The organism is Gryllotalpicola sp. CP2-P1, assembly GCF_057512245.1.
Map to the genome: position 1 here is coordinate 1 of NZ_JBLRDT010000054.1, position 15,208 is coordinate 15,208.

Sequence of the window (15,208 nt, forward strand, 5' to 3'; positions counted from 1 at the left end):
GCCGGGCGAGCTCGCGCTGCGCCGCGGCATACTCGGCGTCGAACGCCGCACGCTCGCCGGCCATCGCGGGCACGCTCAGCGCGAGGGTGCGACTCACGGCGACCGTCTCGACGCGCATGCCGAGCGCGCTCTCGAGGATGATCCGCAGCGGCGGCACCGTGTGGTCCCAGTTCTCGGTCGCGGAGCCCTGGTCGTAGATCGCCCCACGCGTCGTGACGATGACGGCCGTCTTCCCGCGCAGCGGCTGACTGTCGACGTCGAAGGGGGCGGTCAGCCCCGGAACGTGGATGTGGTCGACCCACGCCTTGAGCGTCGACGGCAGCGAGTAGTTGTACATCGGCGCCCCGACGACGAGTGCGTCCGCGCCGAGCAGCTCGTCGATCAGCGCGCTCTGGCGCGTCTCTGCCTCGGGGAACGCCGGCGCTCCGGCAGGCCGCAGCCGCGGCGGCCAGTGCAGCGAGGCGTGCGGCAGATGCGGCAGCGCTTCAGCGTGCAGGTCGCGGCTGACGACGGTGTGGTCGGCGCCGCGCTCGCGCCACCGGGTGGCGAACTCCGCGGTCAGCCGGCGCGAGACCGAGGCGTCCCCCGCGGAAGACGAGTCGAGCTGCAAGAGAACCGGCATGTGTCCCGCCCTTCGTCGTGTGGGTTCACGTTACGCCCGAGAGGATGCCGCTTGGCGACCGGGCCGGTTGGGTCTGCGCCCAGGTCGTCACTTAAGCGGTGGGCCTGCGCCCCCGGTCGCGCACTTGTGCGTCCGCGCCCGACAGCTGCGCCCACCCGCGCGGGCGCAGCCGTCGGTGCCGGGCGCAAAACCCGGCGGGGGACCCCGGCAGGGGACTCCGGCAGGGGACTCCGGCTAGCTAGCTCGCGATCGCCGGGGCCGGGTCCACGGCCGCCGCGCCACGCGCCTCGCCCGTCTGCGCCGCGTGCACGACCGCGAAGACCTGCTGCAGCGTCGCGTCGAGATCCTGCGCGAGGCACTCGGCGGCGATGATGTGGTCCGGGCGCACGATCACGGCGCCGACGGGGCGGGCGTCGAACCAGTCCTTGAGCACGCCGCCGTCGCCGATCACGACGACGGACGCGTCGGTGTGCGCCCGATCCCACGGCAGCTGCGTCGTCGGCACCGCGCGCACCAGCGTGCCGCCCAGCCGGGCGAGCAGCGCCGCGGTGCGGCCAGCGAGGAACGCGGTCGGGTCGTTGTCCCACATAATGACCCGCCACCCCTGGCCGGTCGCGTGGTCGAGCAGCACCTCGCAGCCGTCGCTCGTGCGCACCCGCGGCTGCGGGAACAGCGTGCCCGCCGTGCTCGGCACCTCGCGCGCCGGCAGCGTCTTGTAGCTCGGCGCGGGTGCGGTCACGACCACGCCGTTCAGGTAGTGCGGCTGCGGCTTGAACGCCTGGTTCTTGACCCGCTCGCGCTCCTCGGGTGTGCGGGCGGCGGCCACGCGATCGCGCTCGCGGGCGAACTCCTCGTCGTGCGAGGTCATCTCCTCCGCCATGTTGAGCGAGATGGCGACCATCTGGCTGACGTGCCCGAGCCGCTCGGACTCGTAGCTGTCGAGCAGCCCGTCGCCCGCCAGCCCGCGCACGACCGCCGACAGCTTCCACCCCAGGTTGAGCGCGTCGCGGATGCCCGAGTTCCAGCCCTGCCCGCCGACGACCGGCATGACATGCGCGGCATCCCCGGCGAGCAGCGTGCGGCCCACACGGAAGGCGCCCGCCACGCGCGCGTGGTGCGTGTAGACGCGGCGGCGGATGATGTCGAGGGATTCCGGGTCGGGCACGTGGTCGCGCAGCAGCCCGAAGACGAACGCGTCGTCGCGGGCGAGCGCCTCGTCCTCGCCCTCGAAGAGCGTGAACTCCCAGCGGCGGATGCCGTGCGGCAGCCGGATCGTCGCGTAGCCCCGCTTCGGGTCGCCGCCGAATACGGCGTGCGGCGTGCCGATGGGGTCGTTGTTGACGTCGATGACGAGGCCCTTCGTGGCCCGCGTCTCGCCCTCGAAGCTCAGCCCCAACCGCTTGCGGGTGGGCGAGCTGCCGCCGTCGGCCCCGACGAGATAGGTTCCGACCACCTCGTGCGCGCCGCCGTCGGCGGTGCGGTAGCTCACGGTCACGGCCCCGTTCGACTCTGCACTCGAGACGACCTCGGCGCCGAACCGCACCTCGACCGTCGGGCAGCGCCCGAGACCGGCGAGCAGCACCCGGTCGACGAGCGGCTGCACGAAGCCGTTGCGGCGCGGCCAGCCGAACTCGTCGATGCGCGGGTCGACCTCGCTCAGGATCGCGCGGTCGCCGTTCACCATGAAGATCTTCTGGTTCGGCACGGTGTGCGGCAGCACCTCGTCGATGAGCCCGATCGTCTGCATGGTGCGCAGCGCCTCGTCGTCGATGCCGACGGCGCGGGGGTAGTCGACGAGCTCTTCCGCGGCCTCGAGCAGCACGACGCGCACGCCGTCGGCCCCGAGCAGATTCGCGAGGGTGAGGCCGACCGGCCCCGCCCCGATGATGACGACGTCGGCGTCGGCGTGACTCATGATTCGCTCCTCAGCGCGGTGATGGCGTCCTGCGCCATGCGGTTCAGGAAGACGAGGTCGATGCCGAGGCCGACGTAGTCGACGAGGCCGTCCTCGATGAGCGCCTTCGCGTAGGCCGGCGAGGCGCAGTAGCTGCCGAAGGTGAGCCCCGCGGCGCGAGTCTTGGCGGCGAGCTCGACGAGCGCCGCGCGCACGGGGCCGTCACCCCAGTCGCCGTGGCCGGGCAGCCCATAGCTCACCGCGAGATCGGCCGGCCCGAGGTAGACCGAGTCGAGGCCCGGGGTGGCGAGGATCTCGTCGACGTTCTCGTACCCGGCGCGCGTCTCGATCTGCGCGATCGCCGAGACGGCGCGGTTCCCCGCTTCCGTGTACGACTCGCCCGCGTAGAGCGCGGGTCGCGAGGGCCCGAGGCTGCGGCCGCCGATCGGCGGGTATTTCACGGCGGCGACGAGAGCGGATGCCTGCGCCGCGGTCTCGACCGTGGGGGCGATGATGCCCCGCGCTCCCGAATCGAGCAGGCGCAGGATGGGGCCCGCGTCGATCGATCCGACGCGGGCATACGCGTACTCGCCGCGGTCACGGGGAATCGCCCGCAGCATGCGGCACGCGTCGTCGAGGCCGATCTCACCGTGCTGCAGGTCGACGATCGTGCCGTCGTAGCCCGACGCCATCACGAACTCGGCCGCCGCCTGCGAGGCCATCGCCTGGTGCAGCAGCGCGGGGGCGTGCGCGACGCCGCGCGCCGCCCCGGCGGCATCCGCTTTCACTGGGATGCCTCGGCGTCGGCCAGCCGCTTCGCATGCGCCGCCGCGTTCGAGCCACCGAAGATCGGCACGATCTCGCGGCGGGCGAACCGCCACTCGCCGTCGACCTTGCGGTAGCGCTCGCGGAACTCGCCGACGCTCGCGGGCTTCAGCACGTCCTCGGCGGCGTCGCGGAAGGTGAGGTACGCGACGGTGCCGGTGAGCTCAGCGCCCTGCTCGGCGGGCTCCCACGCGAGCCGGATACCGCCGATGAAGTGACGCCCCACGATGCCGGTCTGCTGGGCGCGCTTCGCGCCCCACGCCTTGATGGCCTCGCGGCCCTCCATCGGGCCGAGGGGGCCGACGGTGACGGCGTCCTCGGTGTAGAGCTGCCAGGTCGTGTCGGCCAGGTTGTGGTCGAGGCGGTACAGCAGCTCTGAGATCAGCTGCTCGATCTCGGTGCGGGTCGCGGCGTCGACGCCGTAGCTCTCAGGCATCCGTCTCTCCTTCTAGATCGTGGAGTCGAGGGTCGCGGTGACGCGGCCCAGTCCGGTGATGGTGGCGATGCACTCGACGTCGGCGGGCCACGGCTCGATGTAGCCGATCGACCCCGAAAGCAGCAGCTCGCCCGCACGCAGCGGCTCGCCGGTGCGGATCGCGGTCTCGGCGAGCCACTTGACGGCGTTGATCGGGTCGTCGAGCACGTTGCTGCCGACGCCGCGGGTGATCTCGGTGCCGTCGGCGGTCGTGATGATCATCTCGACCTTCGTGAGGTCGACCTCGCCGTAGGGGTGCCGTTCCTCGCCGAGCACGAGGCCGCCGCAGCCGGCGTTGTCGGCGATGGTGTCGACGATCGCGCCCACATTGCCGGGGAAGCGGAAGTCGACGATCTCGAACGCGGGCGTGATGTAGTCGATCGAGTTCTTGATGACCTCGAGGTCGGGCTCGACGATGTCGTGCGCGAGCGCGAAAGCGACCTCGGCCTCGATGCGCAGGAAGTTGAACTGCGATTGGGGCAGGCGGATGCCAGAGGGGAACACCATGTCGTCGTGGATGATCCCGTAGTCGGGCTCGAACACGCCGACGCGCTGCTGCACGAGCGGGTTGGTGAGGCCGACCTTGCGGCCGACCCGCTTCACCCCGAGCTCGCTCTCACGGCGCGCCGCGACGATGCCCGAGATGCGGTAGGCCGCCTCGAGATCGTGGTCGGGCAGGCGCGGGCTGACGTAGTCGATCGTGGTGACGTCGCGGCGGGCGCGGTACAGCTCGTCCGCGATCTGCTGGATCGTGCTCTCGCGTGCGGTGGTGGTGGTCACCCTTTCCTCCTCAGGAAGTCGAGCGTGCGGTCGTTGAAGGCGGGCGCGCCTTCCCACTGGGGCCAGTGCGCGGCATCCGCGACCAGCAGGAACTCGCCGTCGGGAATGGCGGCCGCGAGCTGCTCGCCGACCTCGGGGCCGCCGGTCGGCTCGTGGTCGGTCCACACGAGCAGCGCCGGCACGGGGATGGCGGCGTAGTCGTCGTCGGTGACCCGGTTGCGCCAGCGCGCCTCGGGCTGGCGCAGCACCGAGATGTGCCGCATGGACTCGTCGAAGCCGGGCCGCGAGTAGACGGCCTGGCGCACCTTGACGAGCTCGTCGGTGATGTTCTCGGGGTTGTGGATGACGACCTGGAGGCGCCTCTTGACGTTCTCGAACGTGGGCTCGGCGACGGCCTGCACGCTCACCGACTGCGCCTTGTCGACCTGGCCCTCGCCGACCACGCGGCCGCCGGGGGCGCTCAGCACGACCGTGCGCAGGCGCTCGGGGTGGTGGGCCGCGAATTTGATCGCGATCCACCCGCCGAGCGACTCGCCGACGAGGTGCACACGATCGAGGCCGAGGGCGTCGAGCAGGCCGAGCAGGTGCTCTTCGTATTCGGGGATCTCGAGGTCGTGGTCGCTCAGCGTGGTGAATCCGTGCCCGGGGTAGTCGTAGCCGACCACGTGGTACTCGGATGCCAGCGCGCGGATGTTCTGGGTGAACGCCTCGATGTGGCCGCTCGTGCCGTTGAGCAGCACGACGGTCTGGCGCTCCTGCCCGGGATCCGCCGCGCCGGCATCCGCAGCGCCGGCATCCGCCACCCTGCCGACATGCAGCACGCGCGTGCGCCACTCTCCGACCTCGACGTACTCGAGGCGGTGCGGCAGGTCGGCGACCGCCTGCCAGAACGTCACCAGCTCGCTCATGCGTCCGTGATCGCCGCCTGGATGCCGAAGCCGGCGTTCCACGTCGTGACGGGCCAGTAGTGGTCGACCGGAAAGCGGTACTTCCCGGCGGTCGACAGGGCGGCGTAGGCCGCGATCCAGCTGCGCATCTCGTGCGCGGCCGAGCCGCCCTCGGCGATGAACCAGTCGTTCGCCCAGCCGTCGACGGCGCTCAGGTCGCCCGAGCGGAACGTGTCGAGCAGCAGGGTGTCCCACTCCTCGTTCAGGTCGTCGCTCGTGCCCTTGCCGTCGGCGATCGCCTGGATTCCGGTGACGATCTTCTGCTCGCGCTCAAGGCGCTCTTCGCGCGAGGGGTGGTACTCGATGAGGCGCTCCTGCAGGGTTCCAGGGGCGCCCTTCCAGCGGGGGATCGGCGGGTTGTGCGAGATACCGCCAGAGGCGAGGAACAGCACGCGCTTGTCGATCTCCTGCGCGGCACGGCCGAAGGCCTCGCCCAGCTCGCGCACGCGGTACATCGGGGTCAGCGGCAGGCCGATCGAGTTCACGAAGACGGGGACGATCGGCTGCGTGAAGTTCTTGCCGAACACGAAGTCGAGCGGCTGCACGACGCCGTGGTCGACCTTCATGCGCTCGGAGCGGCCGATCTCTATGCCCTGCTCGAGCACGCGCACGTGCAGGTCGCGGGCGGTGTCGCCGTCGACGGGAAGGGGCCCCTCTGTCGTGTTGTAGTCGCCGATGCCCTCGGCCTGCGCGCCAATCGCCCAGGGGGTGATCAGCGAATAGAGCTGGCCGTTGAAGTGGTCGGGGCCGAAGACGACGACCACCTCGGGGTCGTAGTCCGCGACGAAGGCCTGGACCTCGCCGATGGCCGACTGGATCTCGGCGAAGGTCGACCCGCCCGGGTCGACGTTCCCGAAGGAGGGGGCGTGGGAGAGGGCTGCCACTGCGAGCGTCATTGCTGCTTCCTTACTTCTAGAGGGGTCAGTTGGCCAGCGAGGCGAGCGAGCCGTCGTCGGCCGCCACGGCCGAGCCGTCGTGCCGGCGCTGGACCGATTCGACGGCCACGAGCACCACGAGGCACAGCGCGGAGACGACGAGCGGCAGGGCGAAGATCACGAACACGACCGGCACCGAGATGTGCGCGTCGAGCGCGGCACCCGCGAGGATCGGCGCGGCGATGCCGCCGAGCCGCCCGGCGCCCGTGACGATTCCGTAGCCCGTCGCACGGGCGAGCGTCGGGTACAGGCGCGGCGCGATCTGGTAGAAGCCCGCGACGCCGGAGCTGAAGAAGAACGACGCCGCGAAGATCTCGGTCAGCGCGCCGCCGACCTGAGCCTCGATCGAGCCGAAGATCGCGATGCCGACCGCACCGACGATCAGGAAGATCGGGGTGAGCACGCGCGGGCTGACCCGGGTCGAGATGAAGCCGAACACGACCGTTCCGAGGATGCCGCCGAGGCCGAGCGCCAGCGTGGTTGGCGCCGCGATCGCGGGGTTCCGGGTCGTCTCGGCCAGGGTGTTCGGGGCCCAGGAGTTGGCGAAGTAGAACGAGACGAGCAGCGCGATGTTGCCGAGCACGAGCAGCAGGGTCTGCGCGACGAGCTTCGACGAGAAGACGGTGCGCAGCGCGCCGCGACGGTCGCGCGCGGGCAGCTGGTCGTCGGGCAGCAGCGGCAGCGGCGCGTGCCCCATGCGGCCGAGCGTGCGGTTGAGGCGGTCGAGCGAGCCCGGCTTGCGACGCGCCGCCAGCCACGAGATCGACTCGGGGAAGGCGACGGTCGCGATGACGATCGCGATGACCGAGAACACCACGCCGATCCAGAACCCATAGCGCCAGCCGTGCTCGGGCAGCAGCGGGCCGACGAGCACCGCGCCGAGCACGGCGCCGATGTTGATGCCGGCGGCGTAGATCGACATCACGATCGGGTAGACGCGCCGGTTCGAGTACTCGGCGGCGATGACGCCCACGACCGACAGCAGCATGCCGAGGCCGACGCCCGTCACGATGCGGCCCGTCAGCAGGGTCGGCAGGTTGTGGGCGAGCGGCGCGATCACCATGCCGATGGTCACGACCACCGTGCCGATGATGCCGATGAGCCGCCGCCCGAGCTTGTCGGCGATCGGCGCGATCAGGATCGAGCCGGCGACCATGCCGATGAGCGCGCCCGACATGACGACGCCGATGAGGCTCTCCGACGAGGAGAACTCCTTGGTGACGTACGGCGCGGCGAACACCATCATGGCGTTGTCGTAGCCGTCGATGACTGTCAGCACGATGGCGACGACGATGGCGATGATCTGGAACCGGCTCATCTTCGAGCCGGCGATCAATTCGGAGATCTTCATGTGTGCCTCTCTGCACGAGATCGCTGTGACGGAGACTCCGTGCCGCTCCTTTGCGGTGCCGGTGCACGACGGTGTGGACCGGGGTCTCGAGTCGGGTGGGTGTGGGGGAGATCCGGGCCGAGGCCGCGGCATCCTTTTGTGGTGTGCCGGTTCTAGAACCAACATTCTTGAATGCAGGGAACGTATATCGTGATTCGACGACGCGTCAAGAGGTCCTTCTTCAAAACGACGGACCGATGCGGAAGGGTTGCGAAGCGTGGCGAAGCGCAAGAACGTGCACTACACGACTCCCGAGAACGAGAAGGCGATTCTCGACGCCGTCATGGAACTGGCCCTGAACGCGGGCTACGAGGGCACGACGATGGCCGAGGTCAGCCGCGTCTCGGGCCTGCCCATCGGCTCGGTCTACTGGCACTTCGAGAATAAAGAGAAGCTGTTCGCCGCGCTGCTCGACTACTGCTTCGAGCAATGGCGCGAGACCGTGGCCGGCCAGACGCAGCAGCAGCTGCTGCGCGCGTCGATCGCGGGGTCCGCTGCTCCGGCATCCGAGCGCGGGCACGTCAAGGACACGTTCTGGATCATCGGCCTGATCCTCGCGCTCGAGAAGCGCCTGTCCGACAACGAGGCGCGCAAGAAGTACCTCGAGATCCGCGGGCAGATGCTCGACACGGCGCTCGCGCAGGTCGGCGGGCAGTTCCCGCCCGAGGCGCTCGCGGCCGACCCCGAGCTGCCGCGCAAGATCGTGGCGTTCGGGCGCGCTCTGATCGAGGGCCTGTACATCTCGGCGGCCGCCGGCGATGACGTCGACTTCGACCAGCTCGCCGAGCTGTCGACCCTCGCGGTCGACCTGCTGACCGAGCACTACGCGAAGCTCGGCGCCGCGCAGAACGCCTCGCAGCAGAAGGAGAAGAAGCAATGACGGATGCCCAGAAGGTCGCGATCGTGGTCGGGGGCGGCTCCGGCATCGGCGCCGCGTGCGCCACCGAGCTCGCCTCGGCCGGGTACCGCATCGCGGCGATGTCACCCTCTGGCCGGGGCGCGGCGCTCGCCCGCGAGCTCGGCGGCGTGGGCCTCGACGGCTCGAACCGCTCGGTGGACGATCTGCAGGCCGTCGTCGACCTCGCCGTCACCGAGTACGGCCGCGTCGACACGGTCGTGAACTGCTCGGGCCATGCCGCGAAGGGCAAGATCCTCGAGCTCACCGACCAGGACTGGCAGGACGGCCTCGAGCTCTACCTGCTGAACGTCGTGCGCATGGCGCGCATCGTCACGCCGCACCTGCTCGAGGCCGGCGGCGGCTCGATCGTCAACATCTCGACCAGCTCGCCGTTCGAGCCGAACCCGAACTACCCGGTCTCCGCGACGATCCGCGCGGGTCTCGCCTCGTTCACGAAGCTTTACGCCGACGAGTACGGCCCGCGGGGCATCCGCATCAACAACGTGCTGCCCGGCTTCACGAAGCCGGACCCGAGCACGGTGCCGGCGGAGTGGACCGCCCGCATTCCGCTGCGTCGGGCCGGCGCGACGGCGGAGATCGCCCGGGTCGTGCGGTTCCTCGCGAGCGACGAGGCGAGCTACATCACGGGCCAGAACATCCGCGTCGACGGGGGCAGCTCGCGCGCGGTGTAGCGCGGGCGGCGCTCACCTGTGCCGTTGCAGTTGAGGTGCCTGTGCGGGCATCTTCAGCGGGCGGGGTAAACGGGCATTGATACAAACCGCGGCCGTGCGAGAGCCGTTTCCGCGCGACCCCGCGCGATGAGGGATCGGCTTGAGGGCGCCGGCCAGAGCGGTTGCGGCACGCAAATATGCTCGGTGCGTGGCCGATTACGACGTACGACTCGTCGACTTGTACGACGAGGAAAACCCTGACGGGCCCGATCACGATTTCTTCCGCGCCCTCGCGGATGAGATCGGCGCGGCATCCATCCTCGATCTCGGCTGCGGCACCGGCATCCTGACCGTCACGTTCGCGAAGGCGGGGCGCACGGTCGTCGGCATCGACCCCTCACCCAACATGCTCGCTTACGCGCGGAGCAGAGCAGGAGGGGAAGGCGTTGAGTGGATCGCCGGCGACAGCCGCAACATTCCCACGCGCCGCTTCGACTACGCAGTGATGAGCGGCAACGTGGCGCAGCACATCGGCGACGCCGACTGGGCCCGCACCCTGGCCGACTTGAAGGAAGCGCTCAGCCCGGGCGGATTGGTGGCCTTTGAAAGCCGCAACCCAGCTGCGCGGGCCTGGGAGGGCTGGGCATCCCACGAGCGGACGGAGCGCGAGACGGCGCACGGGCCGCTTATTGAATGGACCGAGGTCGACGAGGTCGCTCCCGACACGGTCGTGGTGCGGCATCACAACCTGTTCGAGGATTCAGATACGCCTGTAACGGAGACGCTTCTGCTTCAGTTCAGGGACCGAGCGACGATTGAGAATCAACTTGAGGCGGCAGGCTTTGCCGTCGAAGCGGTCTACGCGAACTGGCAGCGCGACGTATTCGCCGCGGATTCACCCCTCATGGTGTTCATCGCCCGAGCCCGCTGACGGACCCCGTTACGTTCGTGAGCTTGTCTGGCGATCCGCGGTGATCCGGCGGGCAACGGCGTCCTCGTCGTTGCTGTTGATCACCCGTGTGGCCGCGTCCCGTACAGCGGGGACCGCGTTGGAGACTGCGTATGACTCGTCAGCGATGGCGAACATGGGCAGGTCGTTGTGGTTGTCGCCGAAGACGACGAGACGATCGGCGTCGAGCGTTGACGCGAGACGCTGAATCGCCTTCGCTTTTGTTCCGTCTTCGTGATGGAACTCGAGCCAGTCCAGGCCAGGGGTGCCGGGGTCGACGCTGAGAAAGTGTGCCGCGCTGCCGAGCTCGGGGATCAGAGCGGTGCGCAGCCCGGTCAACTCTGGATTCTGGGCGAGGATCGAGATGTAGAACACCGATGCCGCGTCGAGCGGATCGTCCGCCGTCGCTGGTCGCAGGCGCGGGTCGCTGGAGCGGGAGGCCAGGAATGTTTGCACGCCGAGGGTCATCCGTTCCGGGCGCCAACGGATCCAATCTCGGCCGTCCTCGAAGGTGTGCATGATGGGCTCGGCTGTCGCGTGCGCGTCGTCGCAGAGCCGGAGCGTCGCCTGCACGGTCGTCGCGCCTAGGAGTCGAAGGTCCGCCGGCTGGCCGGTGTCGGGATCTGCGGTGATCGTTCCGCCGTACGTGAGCAACGGCAGCCTCAGGCGCAGAGCTTTGGTCGCTCTTCTGGAACTCAGAAACGATCTTGCCGTTGCGTAGGTGAACAGTGCGCCGCCATCGATCGCGGCATTCAACAACCGCGCCGACGCGGCGCTGAGCGAGCCATCTGACCTCAGCAGGGTCCGGTCCAGATCGGACACGTACAACGTGCGCGGCCCTGCACTTGAAGTCATGGCCGCAGCCTCTCACGCACCTGAACCCCAGGTGCGCATAGGGGATCCCTGATTGCGGCATTGCGTTGACGAAGACGAGCGGCTCGAGTGCTGCTTTTCGGCGCACTAAGGAGGCGTGGCAGGCAGGCTGCGACCACGGAATCCGTCTCAATGTCGTCCCCGAGCGTCAAGATGAGCGGGTGACCGAATCTCCGTTGAACGAGGCCCGCGACTGGACCGGCGAATGGTGGCTTCCCGATGACCCGAACACGAAAGTACCCGGGGTGCTGTCGTTCTCGCCGGATGAGGGGCTCCGGCTTCGCCTGATTGGTGGCTGGGATTACCAAGTCACGCATCCCGGCGAAAATGGGTCAACGATTGTCACGGACGAGTTGAAACAGTGGCAGATGGTTCTCGGCACGGGCGATGGAGAAGCGATCACACTACTTGGCGTTGGCGTTGTCACGGCGAGGTCGCACGGCTTCGGCGGGCTGTTCGGCCCTCCTGCCAAGCTAGAACTAAGGGCGAGTATCGGGCTTGTGGGCGTCTACATGGACGATCCCGATGAGGCGGCATTCGTGGCCGCCTCGGCTCATGTTGAAGATCTCACTGTGTGGTCTCGGCGTTCCGGTATTGAGGAAACGCACCACTGGGGTTCGGATCCTGACTCAGTGAGCGGCGAGATTCGTCTCAGCCGTCTCTCGCCGCTTTCGGTCGAAGCGGGGCCGCTGACTGTCAAGCTGAGCCATTTCTCATGGCAGCCGTATTCGGAGCTGTCCCGCTCTCGCACGCTCACTCGCGTGCAGGAGAGTCAAGTGATCAGGTTCGAGAGGGAGGAGCCGCAGCCGCTCGAATACTGGACCGAGCTGCTGGACGGTATGGCCGACCTGATGTCTCTGTCGACCCTTCGGGCGTGCGGCATTGTCAGCATGCGCGTCTACTTTCCATCGAAGCCGGATGATTGGCCCGAGGGCCACCCAATGCAAGGTCATCCGCACGAGGTCGACATCTACAGAATCAGGGTGGTCAAGCCGAAGCCGAACGACAAAGCACTTGACCCGCGCAATTACGTCCTGACGCTCGACGACGTGCCGTTTGAGCAACTGCTCCCGCGTTGGCTCGAGGTGCGCGATACCTTCGCGGCCGCCCGCAGCATGATCCTCGGACTGAGGTACGTGAGGACCGGATACATAGAAACGCGGGTGGTGACTGCGGTCGCTGCCGCGGAATCGATGCACCGTGCCCTGGAGCCTGCGCCTCCGATCCCGCCAGACGAGTTCAAGCGAATTCGCAAGACGATCCTCGAAGCCGTACCGCCCGAGCGGAAGACCTGGCTCGCGGACCGCCTCAATGAGCATTCGAACGTGCCAACACTAAAGGAGCGTCTACTTCAACTGGTCGAGCGAGTTGGAGTCGCCGGCCAACGCTTAGTGCACGACCCTGCCGTATGGGCGAAGGCGGCGAAGGATGCGCGCAACAACCTGGCACACGTCGGTACCGCTGAAAACGACCTCGAGCATCTGCACGCGGTCGCGGAGGTCACCGCGGGTGTTGTGGTCCTGAACCTGCTGCACGAGCTCGGCGTGCCGCAAGATCGCCTCCGTAAAGCCGTCGAGGAAAACCCAGTCCTCTCTCACGCCGCGAGGCTGGCACGCGAAGTGCTCTGCGACGATCACTCGATCACAATGCGGATCGCGATCCTCAATGCGACCGTAGTCGACGACAAGAGCCTGCCTCCCACCGAGACGCAGGCCGTTGACGAAGCTCGCGAGCCTCCCGCGCAGCGCCCGTAAGTGGATCCGCTTGCGTGCTGGATCCCTTACATCGGGGCGCTCCGGGCTGTCAGATATGCCGAGTCGGGTCCATCCGCTGATGCAGTATCCGGATGATATTGACGCGGCCGCCATCTCCCACGACGTAGAACACGAGATGGCTGCCGATCGCGTATCGCCGGTATCCCGCGCGGAGCTCATCGCAGGCGCGTCCTCGATCCGGGTCCCTGGTGATGCGCTCGAACGCCATCCCGATTTCACCGAGGTAGGTTTCTGCCTGCTGCGGCCCCCAGGTCTCTTCCGTGTAGTCCCAGATCGAGGACAGGTCGTGTTGCGCCGCTGGCGTGAGCCAGTACGTCGTCATGCTTTCTTCGCGGCGATGAACGCGTCGAAGTCGAACGGCTCCGCCTGCCCGCTCTCCTCGCCGGCTATGAGCGCCGCACGCAGGGCCGCCATCTGTGTCTCGTGGTCTTCCAGGAGGCGCAGTCCCGCCCGGACCACTTCGCTGGCACTGCGGTAGCGCCCGGCCTCGACCTCCCGTGCGAGGAAGCTCGCGAAATGGTCATCCAGGCTGATCGAGGTGTTCAGGCTCATACGACGAGAGTACCAAGCACTGGTACTGCACAACATCGCGAGATGCCCGCTGACGGACCGGCTTTCGTTCAACGATTGCTCGCAGCGGCAGGGCTCGGTGGCATGCTTTCGATGTGCGCTCTTCTGACCGGGACTATGTGATCGAGGCAACGCTCGCGGACCCGGTGTGCGCCGCGATTCTTGAGCGGACGCCGGTTCTCGGGCTCACTGAGTGGTGGTTGACGGCCGGGGCCGTAGTCCAGAACGTGTGGAATGCCAAGTCCGGACTTGAGCCTGGGTATGGAATCAAGGACTACGACATCTTCTACTTCGACGACTCCGATCTGAGCTGGGAGGCCGAGGACAAGGTGATCCGCGCCGTCGCCGATCTTTTCGCTGACCTTGCGGCGCCGATCGAGATTCGCAATGAAGCCCGCGTTCACCTCTGGTACGAGCAGAAGTTCGGCAAGGCGATCGAACCGTTCACCAGCGCCCGCGACGCGGTCGACGCGTTCGCCGCGACGGCATGCTGTGTTGCAATCACCAGCGACGGCCAGCATCCCGACCTCTACGCCCCGTTCGGCCTCGATGACACGCTGTCGATCCGCATGAGACCGAACAGACGGCTTGCCCCTGGACACGTGTATGAGACCAAAGTGAGCCAGTACGTCGAGCGATGGCCCCACCTCACCGCAGAGCCGTGGGACGCCTGACTGTGCGGTGACCGATGGCTCAGCGCGCTTCCACGAAACCTATCGCGTCGATGACGATCTGGTATTCGTCCTCATAGAGAATCGGCCCGGGGGCGCTTGACCGACGTTCCACCCAATCAACGCCGTAACGATTTAGCAGTTCAAGGTATTCACGAGTTCGCAGAAGCAGGTGCTCGATGTCGCCGCCGAGCTTGAACCAGCACTGCGTGTGGGGATGGATCTCGCGATCGAAGAGCTTTGAGTCGATGATGCCTGGGTCTGTGTAAGCGCCGTTCATCCAGTCATTGTTGGCTCGCCACCAGGCGAAGTCTTCGTCGCTCAACGCGCCGGAATGGGCGAGTCCATTAGCCAACGCAAAAACGCCGGGGGCGATGCCACGTGAGTTCTTCTTCAGCGCCTCGAACCGCACGTACACGAACCCAGACTGCCCTGCCCGCGGCGAGGCAACGCGAACACACGCCGGAGGGCATCTCACTGCTCGGAAGCCGATCCCTTCCGTGCAGTTCGATGGGATGCACGCCGATGGACCGGCTTGCGCGACATCGCTGAGGCGTCGATGGCCGTTGGATTCGTGGTCCCGTGGCTAGCGTCGGAGTTGCCCGCTAGCGTGTGACTCATGCCGGCCCGGAGGATTCTTGCCGCATCGACCGGCTTCGGACTCGATGCCCGAGGGGACTGGACGCTGGGACCGCTCGTGCGCGCAGCGATCGACCGGTGCACCCGTCCTGCAGCAACGCGCATGGCCTATCTGGGCACCGCGAAGGGTGACCGCGTCCAGGACGCCGCCATGGTTTCCAAAGCCTTTGCCGGCACCGACGTGCAAGTCACGGTCGTGACCGTCCTGCCGCAACCGAACGTGGCGGACCTCCGGGAGACCCTGCTGTCGCAAGACGTGATCTATGTCGGAGGCGGCTCAGTGGCCGGCCTCCT

18 protein-coding genes are annotated in these 15,208 nt (G+C 67.9%); 6 read left to right on the plus strand and 12 right to left on the minus strand.

Annotated features, from left to right (window positions below):
• From ACM2XV_RS06265 to ACM2XV_RS06300, 8 genes are all read right to left on the minus strand, one after another.
• Positions 1-622, minus strand: a 622-nt coding sequence (locus ACM2XV_RS06265; RefSeq protein WP_487026302.1) for an FMN-dependent NADH-azoreductase, incomplete at its 3' end; no start/stop codon positions are given.
• 238 nt (positions 623-860) lie between these two features.
• Positions 861-2,537, minus strand: coding sequence for a bifunctional 3-(3-hydroxy-phenyl)propionate/3-hydroxycinnamic acid hydroxylase MhpA (mhpA, locus tag ACM2XV_RS06270; protein ID WP_487026303.1), 1,677 nt, complete (start codon positions 2,535-2,537; stop codon positions 861-863).
• Positions 2,534-3,304 carry an HpcH/HpaI aldolase family protein gene (locus ACM2XV_RS06275; RefSeq protein WP_487026304.1) on the minus strand — a complete coding sequence of 257 codons (771 nt, stop codon included), beginning with the start codon at positions 3,302-3,304 and terminating at the stop codon, positions 2,534-2,536. The genes mhpA and ACM2XV_RS06275 overlap by 4 nt, the downstream gene beginning before the upstream one ends.
• Complete coding sequence (locus ACM2XV_RS06280) at positions 3,301-3,777, minus strand: nuclear transport factor 2 family protein (protein WP_487026305.1); 477 nt, start codon at positions 3,775-3,777, stop codon at positions 3,301-3,303. The genes ACM2XV_RS06275 and ACM2XV_RS06280 overlap by 4 nt, the downstream gene beginning before the upstream one ends.
• A gap of 12 nt (positions 3,778-3,789) precedes the next feature.
• On the minus strand, positions 3,790-4,596 hold the full coding sequence (locus tag ACM2XV_RS06285) for a 2-keto-4-pentenoate hydratase (protein ID WP_487026306.1): 807 nt from the start codon (positions 4,594-4,596) through the stop codon (positions 3,790-3,792).
• Positions 4,593-5,504, minus strand: coding sequence for an alpha/beta fold hydrolase (locus ACM2XV_RS06290; protein WP_487026307.1), 912 nt, complete (start codon positions 5,502-5,504; stop codon positions 4,593-4,595). The genes ACM2XV_RS06285 and ACM2XV_RS06290 overlap by 4 nt, the downstream gene beginning before the upstream one ends.
• Positions 5,501-6,439, minus strand: coding sequence for a 3-carboxyethylcatechol 2,3-dioxygenase (locus ACM2XV_RS06295; protein ID WP_487026308.1), 939 nt, complete (start codon positions 6,437-6,439; stop codon positions 5,501-5,503). The genes ACM2XV_RS06290 and ACM2XV_RS06295 overlap by 4 nt, the downstream gene beginning before the upstream one ends.
• 25 nt (positions 6,440-6,464) lie before the next feature.
• Complete coding sequence (locus ACM2XV_RS06300) at positions 6,465-7,829, minus strand: MFS transporter (RefSeq protein ID WP_487026309.1); 1,365 nt, start codon at positions 7,827-7,829, stop codon at positions 6,465-6,467.
• A 256-nt stretch (positions 7,830-8,085) separates the two neighbouring features.
• Between ACM2XV_RS06300 and ACM2XV_RS06305 the strand changes: the two genes are divergently transcribed.
• The 3 genes from ACM2XV_RS06305 to ACM2XV_RS06315 all read left to right on the plus strand — a co-directional run bounded on the left by ACM2XV_RS06305 (position 8,086) and on the right by ACM2XV_RS06315 (position 10,368).
• Positions 8,086-8,748, plus strand: a complete 663-nt coding sequence (locus ACM2XV_RS06305) for a TetR/AcrR family transcriptional regulator (RefSeq protein WP_487026310.1) — start codon at positions 8,086-8,088, stop codon at positions 8,746-8,748.
• Positions 8,745-9,458, plus strand: coding sequence for an SDR family oxidoreductase (locus ACM2XV_RS06310; RefSeq protein WP_487026311.1), 714 nt, complete (start codon positions 8,745-8,747; stop codon positions 9,456-9,458). Before ACM2XV_RS06305 ends, ACM2XV_RS06310 begins: the two co-directional genes overlap by 4 nt.
• Before the next feature lie 187 nt (positions 9,459-9,645).
• Positions 9,646-10,368, plus strand: coding sequence for a class I SAM-dependent methyltransferase (locus tag ACM2XV_RS06315; RefSeq protein WP_487026312.1), 723 nt, complete (start codon positions 9,646-9,648; stop codon positions 10,366-10,368).
• Between the two features lie 9 nt (positions 10,369-10,377).
• Here the strand turns inward: ACM2XV_RS06315 and ACM2XV_RS06320 are convergent, their stop codons facing one another.
• On the minus strand, positions 10,378-11,241 hold the full coding sequence (locus ACM2XV_RS06320) for an HAD family hydrolase (protein ID WP_487026313.1): 864 nt from the start codon (positions 11,239-11,241) through the stop codon (positions 10,378-10,380).
• A gap of 179 nt (positions 11,242-11,420) precedes the next feature.
• Between ACM2XV_RS06320 and ACM2XV_RS06325 the strand changes: the two genes are divergently transcribed.
• Entirely contained in the window at positions 11,421-13,013 is a 1,593-nt protein-coding gene (locus tag ACM2XV_RS06325; RefSeq protein WP_487026314.1) for an ApeA N-terminal domain 1-containing protein, read from the plus strand.
• Positions 13,014-13,062: 49 nt separating this feature from the next.
• On the opposite strand, the gene ACM2XV_RS06330 is transcribed toward ACM2XV_RS06325, so the two are convergent.
• Both ACM2XV_RS06330 and ACM2XV_RS06335 read right to left on the minus strand, forming a co-directional pair.
• The gene (locus ACM2XV_RS06330) at positions 13,063-13,356 is read right to left on the minus strand and encodes a type II toxin-antitoxin system RelE/ParE family toxin (protein WP_487026315.1); all 294 of its coding nucleotides are present in this window, start codon (positions 13,354-13,356) and stop codon (positions 13,063-13,065) included.
• Positions 13,353-13,586 (minus strand): type II toxin-antitoxin system ParD family antitoxin, encoded by a 234-nt coding sequence (locus ACM2XV_RS06335; RefSeq protein ID WP_487026316.1) that lies wholly within the window; start codon positions 13,584-13,586, stop codon positions 13,353-13,355. Before ACM2XV_RS06335 ends, ACM2XV_RS06330 begins: the two co-directional genes overlap by 4 nt.
• Before the next feature lie 113 nt (positions 13,587-13,699).
• Here ACM2XV_RS06335 and ACM2XV_RS06340 point away from each other — a divergent pair, with 113 nt between their 5' ends.
• On the plus strand, positions 13,700-14,278 hold the full coding sequence (locus tag ACM2XV_RS06340) for a nucleotidyltransferase family protein (RefSeq protein ID WP_487026317.1): 579 nt from the start codon (positions 13,700-13,702) through the stop codon (positions 14,276-14,278).
• Between the two features lie 19 nt (positions 14,279-14,297).
• Here the strand turns inward: ACM2XV_RS06340 and ACM2XV_RS06345 are convergent, their stop codons facing one another.
• Complete coding sequence (locus ACM2XV_RS06345; RefSeq protein ID WP_487026318.1) at positions 14,298-14,693, minus strand: hypothetical protein; 396 nt, start codon at positions 14,691-14,693, stop codon at positions 14,298-14,300.
• Between the two features lie 201 nt (positions 14,694-14,894).
• On the opposite strand from ACM2XV_RS06345, the gene ACM2XV_RS06350 reads away from it, so the two are divergent.
• On the plus strand, positions 14,895-15,208 hold a 314-nt coding region (locus tag ACM2XV_RS06350), incomplete at its 3' end, for a Type 1 glutamine amidotransferase-like domain-containing protein (RefSeq protein WP_487026319.1).

What these genes read in the sequence shown, in the direction of transcription:
- mhpA (WP_487026303.1), bottom strand. Translation starts at nt 2,537, where the DNA reads ATGAGTCACGCCGACGCCGACGTCGTCATCATCGGGGCGGGGCCGGTC.
- ACM2XV_RS06280 (WP_487026305.1), bottom strand. Translation starts at nt 3,777, where the DNA reads ATGCCTGAGAGCTACGGCGTCGACGCCGCGACCCGCACCGAGATCGAG.
- ACM2XV_RS06290 (WP_487026307.1), bottom strand. Translation starts at nt 5,504, where the DNA reads ATGAGCGAGCTGGTGACGTTCTGGCAGGCGGTCGCCGACCTGCCGCAC.
- ACM2XV_RS06295 (WP_487026308.1), bottom strand. Translation starts at nt 6,439, where the DNA reads ATGACGCTCGCAGTGGCAGCCCTCTCCCACGCCCCCTCCTTCGGGAAC.
- ACM2XV_RS06300 (WP_487026309.1), bottom strand. Translation starts at nt 7,829, where the DNA reads ATGAAGATCTCCGAATTGATCGCCGGCTCGAAGATGAGCCGGTTCCAG.
- ACM2XV_RS06310 (WP_487026311.1), top strand. Translation starts at nt 8,745, where the DNA reads ATGACGGATGCCCAGAAGGTCGCGATCGTGGTCGGGGGCGGCTCCGGC.
- ACM2XV_RS06320 (WP_487026313.1), bottom strand. Translation starts at nt 11,241, where the DNA reads ATGACTTCAAGTGCAGGGCCGCGCACGTTGTACGTGTCCGATCTGGAC.
- ACM2XV_RS06330 (WP_487026315.1), bottom strand. Translation starts at nt 13,356, where the DNA reads ATGACGACGTACTGGCTCACGCCAGCGGCGCAACACGACCTGTCCTCG.
- ACM2XV_RS06335 (WP_487026316.1), bottom strand. Translation starts at nt 13,586, where the DNA reads ATGAGCCTGAACACCTCGATCAGCCTGGATGACCATTTCGCGAGCTTC.